This is a genomic window from Ectothiorhodospira haloalkaliphila ATCC 51935 (assembly GCF_000633935.1).
In the GTDB taxonomy this organism is placed as follows: domain Bacteria; phylum Pseudomonadota; class Gammaproteobacteria; order Ectothiorhodospirales; family Ectothiorhodospiraceae; genus Ectothiorhodospira; species Ectothiorhodospira haloalkaliphila.
Genome location: NZ_KK214995.1, coordinates 264,487 through 280,981 on the forward strand (window position 1 = coordinate 264,487; position 16,495 = coordinate 280,981).

At 64.7% G+C, this 16,495-nt stretch carries 14 protein-coding genes; 12 read left to right on the forward strand and 2 right to left on the reverse strand.

From position 1 onward, the window contains the following. The first annotated feature begins 41 nt into the window (after nucleotides 1-41). Genes ECTHA_RS0101255 through ECTHA_RS16500 form a run of 7 tightly spaced genes read left to right on the forward strand, consistent with a single transcriptional unit; the run spans nucleotide 42 to nucleotide 9,328 of the window. Nucleotides 42-1,403, forward strand: a complete 1,362-nt coding sequence (locus ECTHA_RS0101255; RefSeq protein ID WP_029762369.1) for an AmpG family muropeptide MFS transporter — start codon at nucleotides 42-44, stop codon at nucleotides 1,401-1,403. Nucleotides 1,404-1,442: 39 nt separating this feature from the next. Further along, nucleotides 1,443-2,492, forward strand: a complete 1,050-nt coding sequence (locus ECTHA_RS16495) for a hypothetical protein (protein ID WP_035368910.1) — start codon at nucleotides 1,443-1,445, stop codon at nucleotides 2,490-2,492. Further along, nucleotides 2,489-4,210, forward strand: a complete 1,722-nt coding sequence (recJ, locus tag ECTHA_RS0101265; RefSeq protein ID WP_025281358.1) for a single-stranded-DNA-specific exonuclease RecJ — start codon at nucleotides 2,489-2,491, stop codon at nucleotides 4,208-4,210. Before ECTHA_RS16495 ends, recJ begins: the two co-directional genes overlap by 4 nt. A 37-nt stretch (nucleotides 4,211-4,247) precedes the next feature. Beyond that, on the forward strand, nucleotides 4,248-4,970 hold the full coding sequence (locus ECTHA_RS0101270) for an ABC transporter ATP-binding protein (protein WP_051582537.1): 723 nt from the start codon (nucleotides 4,248-4,250) through the stop codon (nucleotides 4,968-4,970). Then, a complete protein-coding gene (locus tag ECTHA_RS0101275) occupies nucleotides 4,967-7,477 on the forward strand; it encodes an FtsX-like permease family protein (RefSeq protein ID WP_025281360.1) in 2,511 nt (836 codons plus the stop codon). Before ECTHA_RS0101270 ends, ECTHA_RS0101275 begins: the two co-directional genes overlap by 4 nt. Beyond that, nucleotides 7,477-8,604: a lipocalin-like domain-containing protein gene (locus tag ECTHA_RS0101280; protein WP_025281361.1), complete on the forward strand. Its 1,128-nt coding sequence runs from the start codon at nucleotides 7,477-7,479 to the stop codon at nucleotides 8,602-8,604. Before ECTHA_RS0101275 ends, ECTHA_RS0101280 begins: the two co-directional genes overlap by 1 nt. Nucleotides 8,605-8,638: 34 nt before the next feature. Beyond that, nucleotides 8,639-9,328: a cytochrome b/b6 domain-containing protein gene (locus ECTHA_RS16500; protein ID WP_025281362.1), complete on the forward strand. Its 690-nt coding sequence runs from the start codon at nucleotides 8,639-8,641 to the stop codon at nucleotides 9,326-9,328. Nucleotides 9,329-9,439: 111 nt separating this feature from the next. Here the strand turns inward: ECTHA_RS16500 and ECTHA_RS0101290 are convergent, their stop codons facing one another. Beyond that, nucleotides 9,440-9,889 carry a c-type cytochrome gene (locus ECTHA_RS0101290; protein WP_025281363.1) on the reverse strand — a complete coding sequence of 150 codons (450 nt, stop codon included), beginning with the start codon at nucleotides 9,887-9,889 and terminating at the stop codon, nucleotides 9,440-9,442. 226 nt (nucleotides 9,890-10,115) lie between these two features. Between ECTHA_RS0101290 and ECTHA_RS0101295 the strand changes: the two genes are divergently transcribed. From ECTHA_RS0101295 to ECTHA_RS0101305, 3 genes are read left to right on the forward strand one after another with little or no spacing between them, the layout of a single operon-like run. After that, nucleotides 10,116-11,744, forward strand: a complete 1,629-nt coding sequence (locus ECTHA_RS0101295; protein ID WP_025281364.1) for a methyl-accepting chemotaxis protein — start codon at nucleotides 10,116-10,118, stop codon at nucleotides 11,742-11,744. Between the two features lie 5 nt (nucleotides 11,745-11,749). Beyond that, complete coding sequence (locus ECTHA_RS0101300; protein WP_025281365.1) at nucleotides 11,750-12,460, forward strand: HAD family hydrolase; 711 nt, start codon at nucleotides 11,750-11,752, stop codon at nucleotides 12,458-12,460. Beyond that, nucleotides 12,457-12,660 carry a hypothetical protein gene (locus tag ECTHA_RS0101305; RefSeq protein WP_025281366.1) on the forward strand — a complete coding sequence of 68 codons (204 nt, stop codon included), beginning with the start codon at nucleotides 12,457-12,459 and terminating at the stop codon, nucleotides 12,658-12,660. Before ECTHA_RS0101300 ends, ECTHA_RS0101305 begins: the two co-directional genes overlap by 4 nt. Before the next feature lie 10 nt (nucleotides 12,661-12,670). Here the strand turns inward: ECTHA_RS0101305 and ECTHA_RS0101310 are convergent, their stop codons facing one another. Continuing rightward, nucleotides 12,671-13,291, reverse strand: a complete 621-nt coding sequence (locus tag ECTHA_RS0101310) for an arylesterase (protein ID WP_025281367.1) — start codon at nucleotides 13,289-13,291, stop codon at nucleotides 12,671-12,673. Between ECTHA_RS0101310 and ECTHA_RS0101315 the strand changes: the two genes are divergently transcribed. Then, nucleotides 13,290-13,979, forward strand: coding sequence for an ABC transporter ATP-binding protein (locus ECTHA_RS0101315; RefSeq protein WP_025281368.1), 690 nt, complete (start codon nucleotides 13,290-13,292; stop codon nucleotides 13,977-13,979). The two genes, ECTHA_RS0101310 and ECTHA_RS0101315, sit on opposite strands and share 2 nt — an antisense overlap. Continuing rightward, nucleotides 13,976-16,468, forward strand: coding sequence for an ABC transporter permease (locus ECTHA_RS0101320; RefSeq protein WP_025281369.1), 2,493 nt, complete (start codon nucleotides 13,976-13,978; stop codon nucleotides 16,466-16,468). The genes ECTHA_RS0101315 and ECTHA_RS0101320 overlap by 4 nt, the downstream gene beginning before the upstream one ends. Nucleotides 16,469-16,495: the final 27 nt, after the last annotated feature.

The following is a 16,495-nucleotide window of genomic DNA, read 5'->3' on the forward strand; positions in this document are numbered from 1 at the left end:
AAAAAGCCCGGCCTTGCCGGGCTTTTTTGATTCGGCCCCTGATGCATACCCCTCATACGCAACGCAGCTGGCGCAGTGCCTTTGCCGTCTATCGCCATCCCCGGGTGATCGGCATGCTGTTCCTGGGATTTGCCGCGGGTCTGCCGCTGCTGCTGGTGGGCGGCACGTTCACCGCCTGGTTGCGGGACCTGGGGGTGGAGCTGGCGGCCATCGGCTTTCTCAGCTGGGTGGGCATGGCCCATTCCATCAAGGTCTTCTGGGCCCCCGTGGTGGATCGGCTGGAACTGCCCCTGCTCACCCGCTGGTTCGGTCGGCGCAGGGCCTGGATGCTCCTGGCGCAGGCGGTGATCGGTGGTTCGTTGCTGGGCATGGCCCTGACCGATCCTACCCAACATCTTTGGCTTGTGGCGGTCTGGGCCGTGCTGGCCGCCTTTGGTTCCGCCACCCAGGATATCGCCATTGATGCCTACCGCATCGAGGCAGTCACCCGGGATCGGCAGGGCGCCATGGCAGCCTCCTACATCTTTGGCTATCGGGTGGCCCTGCTGGCCGCCGGCGCGGGTGCCCTGCACCTGGCTGCCGTGGGTAACTGGAGCATTGCCTATGGGGTGATGGGGCTGCTCATGGGGGTCGGGCTGATCACCACGCTCATCATCCGCGAACCCGAGGTCACCGTGGATCGGACCACCCAACGCATGGAGCAGCGGGTGGTGGACTATCTGCAGCGCACCCGACACCAGGGTTGGCGTCGAGGCCTGACCGCCTGGTTCATCGGTGCGGTGATCTGCCCCTTTGCCGATTTCATGAAACGCTTTGGGTGGGTGGCGTTGCTGATCCTCTTGTTCATCGGCACCTTCCGCATCAGCGATATCTTCATGGGAGTGATGGCCAATCCCTTCTATCTGGACCTGGGTTTCACCAAGACCCAGATCGCCAATGTGGCCGCCGCCTTCGGGCTGGCCATGACGCTCACGGGGGCGGCCCTGGGCGGCCTGCTGGTGGTGCGCTACGGCATCATGCGCATGCTCATCTTCACCGCATTTCTGGCCCCGATAACCAATCTGACCTTCTCCTTGCTGGCCATGCTCGGCCCCGAGACCTATGGTCTGGTGCTGGCCATCATGGCCGACAACATCAGTGGTGGACTGGCCATCTCCGTGTTCATCGCCTATCTCTCCAGCCTGACCAATACCGCCTATACGGCAACGCAATACGCCCTGTTCAGCTCCCTGATGACACTGCCCGGGCAGTTCCTGGCCGGATTCACCGGCGTGCTGGTGGAGCATATTGACTGGTTCTGGTTCTTCATCTCCTCGGCCCTGATCGGCATACCGGCGATCGTGCTGGCCTTTGTGCTGGCGCGCTGGGCCAACCCGGACAGGATTGAACAGCCCGGCAAATAGATCCGCGCCCCTTATCCCGCGCATTCATCAGGAGCCGCCGTGACCCAACCCGTACTGCACCTGTTCATCCCCGGTCTGCTGCACAAGGTGCCGGAATGGCTCGCATCCTATGGGGAGGTGGGACGCTATCCGGCGCTTGAATGGCTGTTGTCCAGAGGGGATCTGCATCCCTCCCGGGGCCTGCCCCGCGAGACTGCCTTGTGTCGGCTCTTTGGTATCAGCGACGGCATCCCCGCCGGGGCCCTGACACGCATGGCCTGCCATCCCGACGAACCGCTCACCGGCCGCTGGCTGTGTGCAGAACCCGTGTACCTGGAGGCGGGCATCGACGACCTGGTGCTGACGGAGGCCTCCCAACTGAATCTGTCATCGCCTGAGGCCGAGGCACTGGCGACGCTGGTGAACGAACATTTCGCACATCGCCCCTGGACACTGAAGGCCTCGGCGCCTGATCACTGGCATATTCATCTCCCCGACGATGCGGATCCGGGCCTGGAAACCCAGCCGCTGTCTGCGGCGGTCGGCCAACGCGTTGGCCGACTCTTGCCCAGGAAGGGCCCCCACGCCAATGCGTGGCTGCAGGATTTGAATGAGCTCCAGATGCTGCTGTATCCCGCCCCGGTGAATCAGGAGCGGGAAGGGCGGGGCCGTCATCCCATCAACAGTCTGTGGATCTGGGGAGAGGACCCCCTGCCATCGGCACCTGCCCAGGCCCCGCTGGCCGCCGTATTCGGGCAGGGTCGGTTGCTTGAGGGGCTGTGCCAGTGGGGCCGGGTACCCTGCCAGCGGCTCACGGAAGGTGCTGACGCCTTGCTGGAAACCAGCGCTGAGGAAGAGCGCCTGGTGGTCCTGGAAGACGTATGGGCGGCAGCCGCCTACGACGACATCGAGGCCTGGAGAATGGGGATGGAGGCTCTTGAGCGGGCATGGTTCGAGCCGCTTCTCAAGGCCGTCCAGCAGGGTAGGGTGCGCAGTCTTCAGTTGCATGCCGGGGATGGCTCGATCGCCGCTCTTGGCCCCACAGCGCGCTGGCAGTTCTGGCGTCGTCCCCGCTCCTTGAATGATCTGCTGGGAGGAGAAACCCGATGAAGGCCCACCGACGACTGCAGCGCCCCAGCGAAACCCCTCAGGGGGCCGACCTGCTCACCCGCCTCTATGCGCACCGGGGTATCCAGGACCCGGCGCAGATGGATCATGCGCTGACAGGCCTGGCCCCCACCCAGTCGCTGTCCGGAGTCGAGACTGCCAGTGCCCTGCTGCACCAGGCACTGGAAGAGGGCTGGTCGATCCTCGTGGTGGGAGACTTCGACGCCGATGGCGCCACCAGCACTGCCCTTGCGCTGCGGGCCCTGCGGGCCATGGGGGCGGCCCGGGTGGATTACCTGGTGCCCAATCGCTTTGAATACGGCTATGGGCTCACCCCGGAGATCGTCGCCGTGGCACGGGAGCGCGAACCCCGGTTGCTCATCACCGTGGACAACGGCATCTCCAGCCTGGACGGGGTGGCCGCCGCTCGGGCGGCGGGCATGAAGGTGTTGATCACGGATCACCACCTGCCCGGCCAGGATCTGCCACCTGCCGATGCCCTGGTGAATCCCAACCTCCCGGGTGATGAATTTCCCAGCAAGTCACTGGCCGGGGTGGGGGTGATCTTTTATGTGATGGCCGCACTGCGCGCCCGGTTGCGCGCCACGGACTGGTTTACCCGACGCGGCCTGGCACAGCCCAACCTGGCGGATTTGCTGGACCTGGTGGCCCTGGGCACGGTGGCCGACGTGGTGCCCCTGGATCGCAACAACCGCATACTGGTGGATCAGGGTCTGCGGCGCATGCGGGCCGGACGTGCCGTACCCGGCATCCGGGCCCTGCTGGAAGTGGCCGGGCGCAATCCCGCCAGGGTGGTGGCCTCGGACGTGGGATTTGCGGTGGGTCCGCGCCTGAATGCTGCCGGACGCATGGATGACATGTCCATCGGTATTGAATGCCTGCTGACCGATGACCCCGCCCAGGCCCGCATCCTGGCCCAGACCCTGGATGACCTGAACCGGGAACGCCGTGAGGTGGAAAAGGACATGCAGGAGCAAGCACTGATCACGCTGGAAACCCTGCTGGCCGAACATCCTGAACTTAACCGGTGGCACGGGCTGTGTCTCTACGAGCCCGACTGGCATCAGGGAGTGATCGGCATCCTGGCCTCGCGCATCAAGGACCGGGTACATCGCCCGGTGATCGCCTTTGCCCGGGCAGAGGAGGGCACGCTCAAGGGGTCTGCCCGCTCCATCCCCGGCCTGCATATCCGCGACACCCTGGAGGCTATCGCCACCCGTCATCCGGGACTCATCGGCCGATTCGGAGGGCATGCCATGGCGGCTGGCCTGAGCCTGCCCGAGGATCATCTCAAGCCGTTCCGGGAGGCCTTCGAGGACACCGTGCGCGAGACCATGGACCCGCGCGATCTGGAGGGGGTCATTCACAGCGACGGCCCCCTCTTTGATCATGAACTCAATCTGGAGACGGCCGAGCGCCTGCGCGCTGCCGGCCCCTGGGGGCAGGGCTTCCCGGAACCCTTGTTCGATGGCGTGTTCCATATACGGGAGCGCCGCCCCCTGGGGGATGGTCGTCACCTGCGCCTGACCCTTCAGCCGGTGGACGGCTCGGTACGGGTGAATGCGGTGGCCTTCAATATCGATCCCGAGGAATGGCCCGAAGGCCAGGAGCAGGTCCATCTGGCCTATCGTCTGGATGCCAATGAATTCCGCGGGGCCTGCACGGCGCAACTGGTGGTGGAGCATGTGGTGACAGGGTAAGCCCCGGGGCCCGAATAAAACATACGCTTGGATGATCATGGACACACCCACACAACCGCAGGCAAAAACATCCCCCCCACTGCTTCAACTCACCCAGGTGAGCAAGCACTACACGGAAGGCCACCAGCGTCGCACGGTCCTCGACAAGGTGGACGCCCGGGTGCAGGCCGGCGAGATCGTGGCCCTGGTGGGGCGCTCCGGGTCCGGTAAATCCACCCTGCTCAACCTGCTGGCCGGCATCGATCGCCCCGATACCGGGGAGATCCATGTGCATGCCCGGCGGCTGGATACCATGAGCGAGCGGGAGCGCACCCTGTTCCGTCGCCGTGAAGTGGGTTTCGTTTACCAGTTCTTCAATCTCATCCCCACCCTGACCGTGGCCGAGAACGTGGCCCTGCCCATGGAGCTCAATGGCGTGGGGAGTCGAGAGCGGGGTGAACGGGTGAAACACCTGCTGGACCTGGTGGAACTGGGCCATCGGTCACAGGCCTTTCCCGACGAACTCTCCGGGGGGGAACAGCAACGGGTCGCCATGGTGCGGGCCATGGCCCATGAACCTGCCCTGCTGCTGGCGGACGAGCCCACCGGTAATCTGGATGCGGAGACCGGCGCCCGGATCATCAGTCTGCTGCGGGATCTGGTCAGGGATCAGGGACGCACCCTGGTCATGGTGACCCACAGCCAGGAGATGGCCGCCATCGCCGATCGGGTGTGGACCCTGAGTGAAGGCCATATCACGCCGACGGACAACACCCCATGACGCTGCTGGCCAAGGCCCTGATCCGGGACCACCGCAAGCGGCCCTGGAACATCTTGTTTTCCATCCTGGGGGTGGCCCTGGGCGTGGCCATCGTGGTGGCTGTGGACATCGCCAACTCCAGCGCCTCCCGAGCCTTCGAAATGTCGTTGGAAACCGTGACCGGTCGGGCCACCCACCAGGTACTGGGGGGGCCTGCGGGGCTGGATGAGACCCTGTATGCCCAGCTGCGCCGGCAGGGTTTTCGCGAGAGCGCTCCGGTGGTGGAAGGTCACGTCCAGACCCGGGGCGAAACCTTCACCCTGCTGGGGCTGGAGCCCTTTGCCGAGGCCCCGTTTCGGGACTACGCCGATGGAATCCGTGGCGAAGGCGTGAGCGCCCTGGTGACGGATGTCGATGCCGTCATGCTCAGCGCCCGGACCGCCGCCAGACTGGACCTGGAATCGGGGGACCGCTTCACCCTGAGCATCCGGGGGCGGGAGGAAACCGTCACCCTGCGTTCGGTCCTGGACACCGACGAGCCCGGTCTGGATGGCATCATGCTGGCCGACATCGCTCATGCGCAGGTGCTGCTGCAGCGCCTCGGGCAACTGGACCGCATCGACCTGATCCTGCCCGACGATCAGGCCCTGGAGCGCCTGCGGACCCTGTTGCCCGAGGGAGCTGAAGTGATGGCAACCCAAAGCCGCAACGAGGCCACGTTGCAGATGTCCCGGGCCTTTCACATCAATCTCACTGCCATGAGTCTTCTGGCCCTGCTGGTGGGGACCTTTCTCATCTATAACACCATGATCTTCTCGGTGCTCCGGCGCCGCCGTCTGTTGGCCACCTTGCGCATGCAGGGCATGACCGGTGCCGAGCTGTTTCGCCTGGTGATGACCGAGGCCCTGCTGGTGGGCCTGGTCGGCTCCGTGCTGGGATTGCTGGCCGGCACGCTGATCGGGCAGTTCCTGCTGCAGATGGTCACGCGCACCGTATCCGACATGTATTTCGTGCTCACGGTGACCGAGTTGCATCTCACCCTTTGGGTGGTGCTCAAGGGGTTGCTGCTGGGTATTGCTGCCACACTGGCGGCTGCCCTGGGACCCGCCTGGGAGGCGGCGCGAATCTCGCCCCGGGATGCCCTGAGTCGCTCCACGCTGGAGCGGGGCGTGGGGCGTCTGATGCCCTGGCTGATCGGGGCTGGCCTGATCCTGATGGGTCTGGGCTGGATCCTGGTGCAATGGCCCAGTCAGAGTCTGTTGCTGGGGTTTGCCGCCCTGTTCCTGCTGATTCTGGGGTATGCCCTGCTGATCCCGCCGGCCTTGCTGATGCTGGCCCGGAGTCTGACCGGGCCCATGGGGGCGACCTTTGGTGCCGTGGGGCGCCTGTCGGCCCGCGGGGTCAGTGCCGGGATGAGCCGGGCGGGGCCTGCCACAGCTGCCCTGGCCCTGGCCGTATCGGCCACCATCGGTGTGGGCGTGATGGTGGAGAGTTTTCGCACCACGGTGGATGTGTGGCTGGGCCAGACCCTGCAAAGTGACGTCTATGTGAGCGCACCGGGACGTTCCGGGGTGGGTGTCAATCCCACCCTGCCGGACGATGCCCGATCCCGGGTCGAGGCTCTGGAGGCGGTGGAAACCGTGAGTACGGCCCGTCGCGTCCATGTCCATTCGCCCCAGGGCACCGTGGAAGTGATGGCCGTGGACCCGGCACCGCGTACCCCCGAGGGTTATCGCTACCGGGCAGGTGATGGGGCCACCGCCTGGCAGGCCCTGGAGAACCAGGATGCCGTGCTCATCTCCGAGCCCCTGGCCTGGCGCCTGTCGCTGGGGCTGAACGACACCCTGACCCTGCGCACGGATCGCGGGCCACGGGAGTTCACCATCGTTGGCGTGGTGCAGGAATACGGCTCGGACCGTGGCCTGGTGACCGTGCATCGGGCACTGTATGACCGTTACTGGGACGACCCTGGAGTGGCCTCGTTGGGTATCTATCTGCGGGACGGCATCGCTCTTGATCCTGCCCTGGAGGACATACGCGCCGCGGTGGCCGATCTGGAGGCGCCGGTGCTGGTGACTGCCAGCGGTGAGATCCGCGAGATGTCCATGGATATCTTCGACCGAACCTTTGCCATCACTCACATCCTGCGCCTGCTCACGGTGGGCGTGGCCTTCATCGGCATCCTGAGTGCCCTGATGGCCCTGCAGATGGAGCGCTCCAAGGAGAATGCCGTGCTCCGTGCCACGGGTGTCACGCCCGGTGAGCTGGGGGGTATGGTCGCGCTGCAAAGCGGTCTGCTGGGTCTGGCGGCGGGGCTCCTGGCCATGCCGCTGGGATTGCTCATGTCCCAGGTATTGATCGAGGTGATCAATCTGCGCTCGTTTGGCTGGAGCATGCAGCACGATGTATCCCCACGGGTTCTGATGGAAGGGTTGTGGCTGGCGCTGCTGGCAGCCCTGCTGGCCGGGATCTATCCGGGGTTGCGGATGGCGCGTGCCCGACCGGCTGAACATCTGAGGGAGGAGTGATGATGATCCGACGATGGTCAGTAGTGGGGGTGACCCTGCTGACGGTGTTGTGGCTGATGGGGTGCGGGGAAGGGCAGCCGGATCGGGAAGATGACACCCTGGCCGTTTCCCAGGCCCTGGGAGGGGATGACATGGAAGGCTACGCCCGGGCCGTGGAGCCCCGGGAGTTCCGCTTTCCCCAGGATCATGTCGCCCATCCGGAGTACCGAAACGAATGGTGGTATGTCACCGGTAACCTGGACGACGCAGAAGGCCGTCGTTTCGGATTTCAGATCACCTTCTTCCGGTTCGCCCTGTCGCCCACACCGCCGGAATCCGAATCCACCTGGGCCACCAATCAGGGCTGGATGGCACACCTGGCGGTGACCGACGTGAACGGCGACCGGCACCGGGCCCTGGAGCGTTTTTCCCGTGGGGCCGCCGGCCTGGCCGGGGCGGAGCTGGATCCGTTTCGTGTCTGGCTGGACGACTGGGAACTGGGCGCCGAGGCGGGTAACGACTTCCCCTGGCGGCTGGTGGCCGCCGAGGGAGATCTGGCCCTGGACCTTCGCCTGGAGCCGCTCAAGGACAAGGTCTTCCAGGGGGACAGGGGGTTGAGTCAGAAGTCTCCGGAACCGGGCAATGCCTCATACTATTTTTCCATGACCCGCCTCGATACCGAGGGTACCCTCAGCCTGGGGGGGCGTGAGTACTCGGTGAGTGGTCTGTCGTGGATGGACCGGGAATGGAGCACCAGTGTGCTGGGAGAGAGCCAGGTGGGGTGGGACTGGTTTTCCCTGCAACTGGATGACGGGCATGATGTGATGGTCTACGAGTTGCGTCTGGAAGACGGCGGTGTGGATCCCTTGAGCAAGGGCCTGTGGGTGGAACCGGACAGCCAGCATCAGGTGATCCCCCATGACGCCTTTGAACTGCAGGTGCTCAGGACCTGGACCAGTCCCGCCGGCAGCACTTATCCGGTGGCCTGGCGTCTGCGTCTGCTGGAACAGGAACGCGACCTGGAGATCCGTGCCGTGCGTGAGGATCAGGAAATGGACCTGACGGTACGCTACTGGGAGGGGGCCGTGGATGTCTTCGAAGCCGGGGAGCCGGCGGGACGCGGTTTTGTGGAAATGACCGCCTATTGAGCGTCTGACACTGGGTCAATTGTCGAGGTAAGCCATGCAGGATCATGATTATCCGGATGTTTCCCGTAAGCGTATCCCGATCTGGGATCTACCGACCCGCATCTTCCACTGGTTGTTGGTGCCGCTGCTCATTGGCCTGTGGTACACAAGCCAGGACGTCATGACCATGAAATGGCATATGTGGCTGGGCTACACGCTCCTGGCCTTGCTTCTGTTTCGCATCATATGGGGGGTGTTGGGTACGCGTTCATCGCGATTCAGCGATTTTCTGGCCGGTCCGGTAACCGTCTTCCGGTATCTGCGGGATCTGTTCCGGGGGAAGTCTCCAACCTATACCGGGCATAACCCCCTGGGCGGGTGGTCGGTGATGCTGATGCTGGGCCTGCTGCTGTTTCAGGGCATCAGCGGTTTGTTTGCCAATGATCAGATCTTTACCCGGGGGCCCTTTGCACGCATGGTCTCGTCATCCACCAGCAACACCCTCACCAGTCTGCATAAATCCAACTTCGATCTGTTGTTGATCGTGATTGGCATTCATGTGCTGGCGGTGTTCCTGTACTGGCTCATCAAGCGGGACAACCTGGTGGGCCCCATGATCACCGGGCGCAAGTGGGTGGCTCGGGGCGAGGCCTCGGGCGTACGGTTTGCCAGTCCATGGTGGGCCCTGGTGGCACTGGGGGTGTCGGCGGCTGGGGTCTGGGGGGCGGTGACTTATCTGCCATAGTGGGTTTTCCTTCCCCTCCCCCCAACCCCTCTCCCCCAAAGGGGGGAGGGGCTCATGAGCATGGCCCCTTTCTCCTCTCCGGGGAGATGAGGCGGGGACTGGGGGCGGCAGTTACATGCGGAAATCGTCGTGGCAGGAGCGGCAGCTCTGGCCCACGGCACCGATCTGACGGCGGATATCCCGCTCACCCGCCTCTTCAGTGATCAACTCAACCAGGCGAGCACTGGCCTGCTCGAAGTCGGCGGCCTTTTCGTCGAAGGCCTCCCGGTTCATCCACACCTCGGGCATGGCGTCGGTGTTGCCAAGGTCCGAACCTTCGGTGAAGCCCTGCCAGGGCATGTCGGCCACCCGATCCAATTGCCCGGCATGCTTGGCAGCCAGCTCTCGATCGAACGGGATGTCCCCCTGAGCCATGGCGCCCAGCGGCCCCATGTTCCACTTGAACACCTGGAAGACCCCCTGACGATAGTCAATGGCATCCTCCGGATCGGCCGCCGAGACCGTTCCGACGGACAGGGTGAGGGCCAGGCCGGCAATCAGGGCTTTGGTCATGGTTTTCATGGGTTGTGTACCTCCAATGTCTCGCATGGTGAGCGACTGAGTGTAGCAGTTGACCCCGTGTCGGGGCATTCAAGCATTCCATCGAACAGACGCTATAAAGCCATGCAAGGGCTGGACGAAAGTGGCAGCCTTGGCGGGTCATCATGTCTGGGCAAAGGGCCCATTCAAAGTCAGTTCGACAGTGAGCCTACCGCGAGGGAAGGCACTGCAGTGGGAGGGAGTGCAGATGGGGTCGCGTTTGACCATTCGAATGAAATTGATGGCCATGACCGGGCTGGCCCTGGTGTTCATGGTGATCCTGGCGGCGGTGGGGCTTGCAGGGATGTACCAGAACCATGCCCAGTTGAACACCATTTACCAGGATCGCGTGATCCCCATGGATCAATTGAGCCAGATCGGCAACACACTGGCGAACAACCGCGCGCACCTGCTGATTGCCCTGCACAACCCCAATCTCGACAATATCGAGGCCGCCATCGAGGGCATCGAGGCCAGCAATCAGCAGAGAAATCAGATCTGGCGCGATTATCTGGAGACCTACCTCACCCCCAGGGAGCAACAACTGGCGGACCGCCTGGCAGAACAGTTGGCAGGGCTGGAGGAACAGGCCATGACCCCGGCCACGGAAGCCCTGAGAAGCTTTCACCTGGAGCGGGCCGATGCCCTCCTGCAGGAGCAGGTCACACCCCGTGCCGAGGCCGTCAATGCCACTCTCGCCGATTTGATGAGCCTGCAGATGGATGTCTCCCGGGCCATCCATGAGGGGGCCCTGAGCCAGTACCAGAACACCCGCAACGGCATGATCGCGGCTCTGCTGGTGGTCATCATCATCTCCTCGGGAATTGCCCTCATGGTGATCCGGCGCATCACCGGCGCGGTGGATGAACTGGACCGGGCGAGCCGGGAGATGGCCAGGGGCAATCTCACCATCAAGGTGGCCGAATCCGGACACGATGAACTGACCCGGGTTGCCAGAGGTTTCAACCAGATGGTGGAGAGTGTCCGAGGCATCATCGGTCAGGTCACCGGTGCCACCACGCAGGTGGCCTCGGCCGCTGAGGAGTTGACGGCCGTGACCGGCGAAACCCGGCAACGCGTGGATCAGCAGCAGAACCAGACCGAGCAGGTGGCCACGGCCATGAACGAGATGACCACCACCGTGGTGGAGGTGGCTCGCAACGCCGCCGACGCCTCCCAGGCGGCTCAGCAGGTGAACCAGGAGGCCGGTGAGGCCCAGCAGGTGTCGGCCCAGGCCATCCAGGCCATCCAGGACCTCTCCGATGAGATCCGCAGGGCGGCCGAGGTCATCCAGAAACTGGAGGCGGACAGCGAAAAGATTGGCGCCGTGCTGGATGTGATCCAGGGCGTGGCGGAACAGACCAATCTGCTGGCCCTGAACGCGGCCATCGAGGCAGCCCGGGCAGGAGAACAGGGCAGGGGGTTTGCGGTGGTGGCCGACGAAGTGCGGACCCTGGCCAGTCGCACCCAGAAATCAACCCTCGAGATCGAGGAGATGATCAAGGCGCTCCAGGGTGGCACGCGCAATGCCGTGGCCGTGATGAACTCGGGCCTCAAGCGGGCGGAGGAGACCTCGAAAGGTGCCGCCATGGCCGATCGCTCCATGGCCTCCATCGTCCAGGCCGTGGGCACCATCAATGACATGAGCACCCAGATTGCCAGTGCCGCCGAAGAACAAAGTGCCGTGGCGGAGGATATCAACCGCAACGTGGTGCGCATCAGCGAGGTGGGCCATGATGTGTCCAGCGGCTCGGGTGAGATCGCCAGTGCCGCTCAGGAACTCTCGCGGTTGGCGGCGGATCTGAGTCATGCCATGGATCGATTCCGTGTAAACTGACACCCATGACCTTGCGCTGCATCACTTTCGACCTGGATGACACCCTCTGGGCCTGTGCCCCGGTGATCCAGAATGCTGAACGCACCTTCCATGACTGGCTTGGCGCCCATTATCCGGGCATCACCCGGCGCATGAACCTGAAGGCGATGATCGACCATCGCCAGCGGTGGTTCCGCCCCCGAGCCCACCTGCATCATGATCTCACCTCCCTGCGCAAGCAGTGGCTGGCCGCCCTGGCGGTGGAATACGGTTACGATGATGCCTTGGTGGAACCGGGCTTTCGGGTCTTCTGGGAAGCCCGGAACCAGGTGGCCCTCTACGATGATGTCCTCGAAACCCTGGACAGGCTGCGTCACCATTACACCATCGGTGCCATCACCAATGGCAACGCGGACGTGCATTACATCGGCATCGGCCAGTATTTCGACTTTGTGGTGACCGCCGCGGGGGCTGGCCATGCCAAGCCATCGCCCGAGATCTTTACCGCGGCCCTGGACGAAGCCGCCGTGGCCGCCCACGAGGCGCTTCACGTGGGAGATGATCCTGAGCGGGATGTGCGCGGCGCGGCGCGCGTGGGAATGCGCACCGCCTGGGTGAACACCCATGGCATGAAATGGCCCGGTGGGCCTGGGCCGGACCTGCAGATGCTCCATGTGGGCGAGCTGCCCAGCAGGCTATTGATCGGATCCACCAACCCGGAGGAGCGTGCCTCGTGAAGCGATTTGGCATTCGCATTACCCTGCCCCAGGGTGACACCCTGTCGGCGTCACATCTGCTGGGGGAGGGCTGGGAGCATTTTCGCTGGTATGAGACGGCCCAGGAGCGGGATGCGGCCCTTGAAGACATGCAAAATCCCCCGCCGTACTATCGTCGCGGCGACACGATCACCCAGGTGCTGGAAAAAGTGGAACGCTGACCAGCTCGGGTCAGCCATCCAGTTCCGGTCCCAGCACCTTCCAGACCGTATCCAGCATCACCGGCTGCGCACTGGCGGTGGGGTGAATGCCGTCGGACTGCATCATCCCTTCCTCCAGCGCCACGCCTTCCAGCAGGAAGGGGACCAGGGGCAGATCATGCTCGGCGGCCAGATCGTGATAGATCCGGTGGAACCTCTCGGTGAAATGTCTGCCCAAGTTGGGCGGTACCTGAATGCCCACCAGTAACACCTGGGCGCCGGCATCCTGGCTGAGGTCAATCATTTCACGGAGATTGCGGGACATCTCCTCCAGCGGGATACGCCGCAGGCCGTCGTTACCTCCCAGGCTCAGAATGACCCACTCAGGCTCATGACGCTCCAGCAGCCGGGGCAGGCGGGTCAGGCCACCGCGGGTGGTCTCGCCGCTGATGCTGGCATTGAGTACACGAAAATCCCGGCCCTGTTCAACCAGGCGGGATTCCAGCAGGGCCACCCAGCCCTGATCCGTGGGCATGCCGTAGGCGGCGCTCAGGCTGTCGCCTATCACCAGCAGGGTGGGACGCTCATCCGCGACGCTGGCCGTGACCGGCGTCAGGAACAGCAACACAATCAGAAGGAGTCTTGATCTCATGGTCTCTCACTCTCCCGCCCCGGTGGTTTCCGCGAGCGGTATCGTTAAATCCGTCATGGGCCCGGCCGGAAGATTGTCCATTCTAAAGGGTGTGGACTTGCATGTGGCGCCTGCCGAGGCGGTGGCCATCCTGGGAGCCTCGGGTTCGGGCAAGTCCACGCTGCTGGGCCTGCTTGCGGGGTTGGATCTCCCCAGCGGGGGAGAAGTTCGCCTGCTGGACCAGGATCTTGGCAGGTTGAGTGAGGATGCGCGGGCCGGGTTGCGGGCCGGTCGGGTCGGCTTCGTCTTCCAGTCCTTCCAGCTTCTGCCAGCCCTGACGGCCCTGGAGAACGTGATGCTCACGCTGGAGCTCTCCGGTCACGAGGGCGATGCCCGTGCCGGGGCCCGGGAAGCTCTGGAGCAGGTGGGTCTGGGTCCACGCCTGGATCATTACCCCAGTCAACTTTCGGGAGGTGAACAGCAGCGGGTGGCCATCGCCCGCGCCTTCGCCGCCCATCCCCAGGTGCTGTTTGCGGATGAACCCACGGGCAATCTGGATCAGCAGACGGGCGATCAGATCATCCAGCTGCTGTTCAACCTGAAATCCGCTTATGGCACGGCCCTGGTGCTGGTCACCCATGACCCGGATCTGGCCAGCCGCTGTGAACGGCGCTACCGCATCACCGACGGCGTTCTGGGGGCCGCATGAACCGCGCGCTGCGTTACTCCTGGATTTCCCTGGGCCGCGAATGGCGAGCCGGGGAGTTGCGCATCCTGGCACTGGCCCTGGTGATCGCAGTGGCAGCCGTCACCTCGGTGAGCTTTTTCACCGATCGGGTGCAACGGGCCATGTCCCTGCAGGCCACGGAACTGTTGGGGGCAGATCTGAGCATCACCTCGCCCCAGCCCATACCCGGTGAATTTGCCCGGGAGGCCCGCGAGCGGGGTCTGGATACGGCCCGTTACGTGAGCTTCCCCAGCGTGGTGGTGGCCGGTGATGATTCAGAGCTGGCCGAGCTCAAGGCCGTGAGCGATGGCTGGCCCCTGAGGGGTACAGCCCGCGTGAGCGAGGCGCTCTTTGGTGAGGAGCAGGAGACCCGGTCCGTGCCCGGGTCCGGCGAGGCCTGGGTGGAGGCACGCTTGCTGCAATTGCTGGAGCTGTCCGTGGGTGACAGCCTGGAGGTGGGCGAGATCTCGCTGTCCATCACCCGGGTGCTCACCTACGAGCCGGACCGGGGCGGGGACCTTTTCCAGTTGGCGCCGCGATTGATGCTCAACGTGGAGGACCTGGAAGCCACCGGGCTGATCGTTCCCGGCAGCCGGGTGAATCATCGTTTCCTGGTGGCCGGGGATGAGGCTGCCATCAACCGCTACCGGGAATGGGCCTCTGCGGAGCTGGCCGAGAACCAACGCCTGGAAACCGTGGCCGACGCCCAACCCGCCCTGCGCAATGCCATTGCCCGGGGCGAACAGTTTCTGAGCCTGGCCGCCCTGGTGGCGGTACTACTGGCCGGGGGCGCGGTGGCGGTCGCGGCGCGTCATTACAGCGACCGGCAATCGGATACCAGCGCGGTCATGCGTTGCCTGGGGGCGTCGCGACGCTTCGTCCTGCAGGTGTTCACCCTGCGACTGCTCTGGCTGGCCTTGCTGGCCAGCACCGTCGGCCTGGTGCTGGGTTTCGCGGCACAGGGCGTGCTGGCCTGGCTGCTGTCGGGCTGGTTTGCCACCGAGCTGCCGCTGCCCTCCCTGTGGCCGGTATTCACCGGCATGGGGGTGGGCTTGATCACGGCACTGGGATTCGGCCTGCCGGCCTTGCTGCGCATCGGCCAGGTGCCGCCACTGCGGGTGCTGCGTCGGGATCTGGGTGCCCCTCCACCCGCCATGTGGCTGGTCCTGGGGCTGGCCATGCTCACGCTGGGTGTGCTGCTGCTGTGGCAGGCCGGGGATGTGCGCCTGGCGGGTTTCGTGCTCGGCGGCGCGGCCGTGACCGTTGCCGTGCTCTGGCTGGCGGCGCTGCTCCTGGTCAAGGCCCTCACGCCCCTGCGCAGCCGGGGCGGGGTGGCCCTGCGCTTTGGCCTGGCCAATCTCTCCCGGCGTGGTGCTCTGAGCGCCGTGCAGCTCTCCGCCTTCGGTCTGGGCATCATGGCGCTGCTGCTGCTGGCCCTGGTACGTGTGGACTTGCTCTCGGAATGGGAGGGCAGCCTGCCCGAGGGGGCGCCCAATCACTTCATGATCAATGTCCAGCCGGATCAGGTGGAACCCCTGCAGGCCCTGTTCGAGCGCCATGGCATGGAGAGACCCGAGTATTACCCCATGATCCGGGGGCGGCTCTCGGCCATGAACGACGCACCGGTTCGCCCGGAGGACTACACCAACCCCAGGGCCGAGCGTCTGGTGACAAGGGAGTTCAATCTCTCTTTTGCCGGGGACCTGCAGCCGGGTAACCGCGTGGTGGCGGGGCAGTGGTGGGACCCGGAGGACCCGGAACCGGGCTTCTCCGTGGAGGAAGGTCTGGCCGAGACCCTGGGGATCGAACTGGGGGACGTCCTGGAGTTCAGCATCGCCGGTGAACGGGTGCGGGCACCGGTGACCAACCTGCGCGGCGTGGAATGGGATTCCTTCAACGTCAATTTCTTTGTGCTCTCGTCGCCAGGGGTGCTGGAGGATTTTCCGGCCACCTACATCACCAGCTTCCACATGGATGAGGCAGGTCAGCGCATGCTGACCGAGGCAGTGCGCCAGTTCCCCAGCATCACCGTGCTGGATGTGAGGGCCCTCATGCAGCAGGTACGTGACATCATCGACCGGGCCAGCCTGGCGGTGGAATACGTCTTTCTGTTCACCCTGGCTGCCGGTGTGACGGTGTTGTTCGCCGCCATCCATGCCACCCGCGACCTGCGCCGCCGGGAGAGCGCCGTGCTGCGCACCCTGGGGGCCAGCCGTAAACAGATACTGGCAGGCCTGCTGGCGGAGTTCATGGTCATGGGGGCGCTGGCCGGGCTGCTGGCGAGCGCGGGAGCCAGTGCCGTCGGTATCGTGCTGGCCCGTGAGATCTTCGATCTACCCTACACGGTGAATCCCGTGCTGTGGTTGGCGGGTGTGGGGGGCGGCGCCCTGGGGGTGGGGCTGGCCGGTTGGCTGGGTGCCCGTTCCGTTCTGCGCCAGCCGCCGTTGCTGACGTTGCGCCAGGTGGGGTGAGCGGGCCCCATCGCCCGTCGCGCCCAA

Bases quoted from the DNA above. Each gene is read 5' to 3' on its own strand.
- ECTHA_RS0101255 (WP_029762369.1), top strand. From the start codon at position 42: ATGCATACCCCTCATACGCAACGCAGCTGGCGCAGTGCCTTTGCCGTC.
- recJ (WP_025281358.1), top strand. From the start codon at position 2,489: ATGAAGGCCCACCGACGACTGCAGCGCCCCAGCGAAACCCCTCAGGGG.
- ECTHA_RS0101270 (WP_051582537.1), top strand. From the start codon at position 4,248: ATGGACACACCCACACAACCGCAGGCAAAAACATCCCCCCCACTGCTT.
- ECTHA_RS0101275 (WP_025281360.1), top strand. From the start codon at position 4,967: ATGACGCTGCTGGCCAAGGCCCTGATCCGGGACCACCGCAAGCGGCCC.
- ECTHA_RS0101280 (WP_025281361.1), top strand. From the start codon at position 7,477: ATGATGATCCGACGATGGTCAGTAGTGGGGGTGACCCTGCTGACGGTG.
- ECTHA_RS16500 (WP_025281362.1), top strand. From the start codon at position 8,639: ATGCAGGATCATGATTATCCGGATGTTTCCCGTAAGCGTATCCCGATC.
- ECTHA_RS0101290 (WP_025281363.1), bottom strand. From the start codon at position 9,889: ATGAAAACCATGACCAAAGCCCTGATTGCCGGCCTGGCCCTCACCCTG.
- ECTHA_RS0101295 (WP_025281364.1), top strand. From the start codon at position 10,116: ATGGGGTCGCGTTTGACCATTCGAATGAAATTGATGGCCATGACCGGG.
- ECTHA_RS0101300 (WP_025281365.1), top strand. From the start codon at position 11,750: ATGACCTTGCGCTGCATCACTTTCGACCTGGATGACACCCTCTGGGCC.
- ECTHA_RS0101315 (WP_025281368.1), top strand. From the start codon at position 13,290: ATGGTCTCTCACTCTCCCGCCCCGGTGGTTTCCGCGAGCGGTATCGTT.
- ECTHA_RS0101310 (WP_025281367.1), bottom strand. From the start codon at position 13,291: ATGAGATCAAGACTCCTTCTGATTGTGTTGCTGTTCCTGACGCCGGTC.
- ECTHA_RS0101320 (WP_025281369.1), top strand. From the start codon at position 13,976: ATGAACCGCGCGCTGCGTTACTCCTGGATTTCCCTGGGCCGCGAATGG.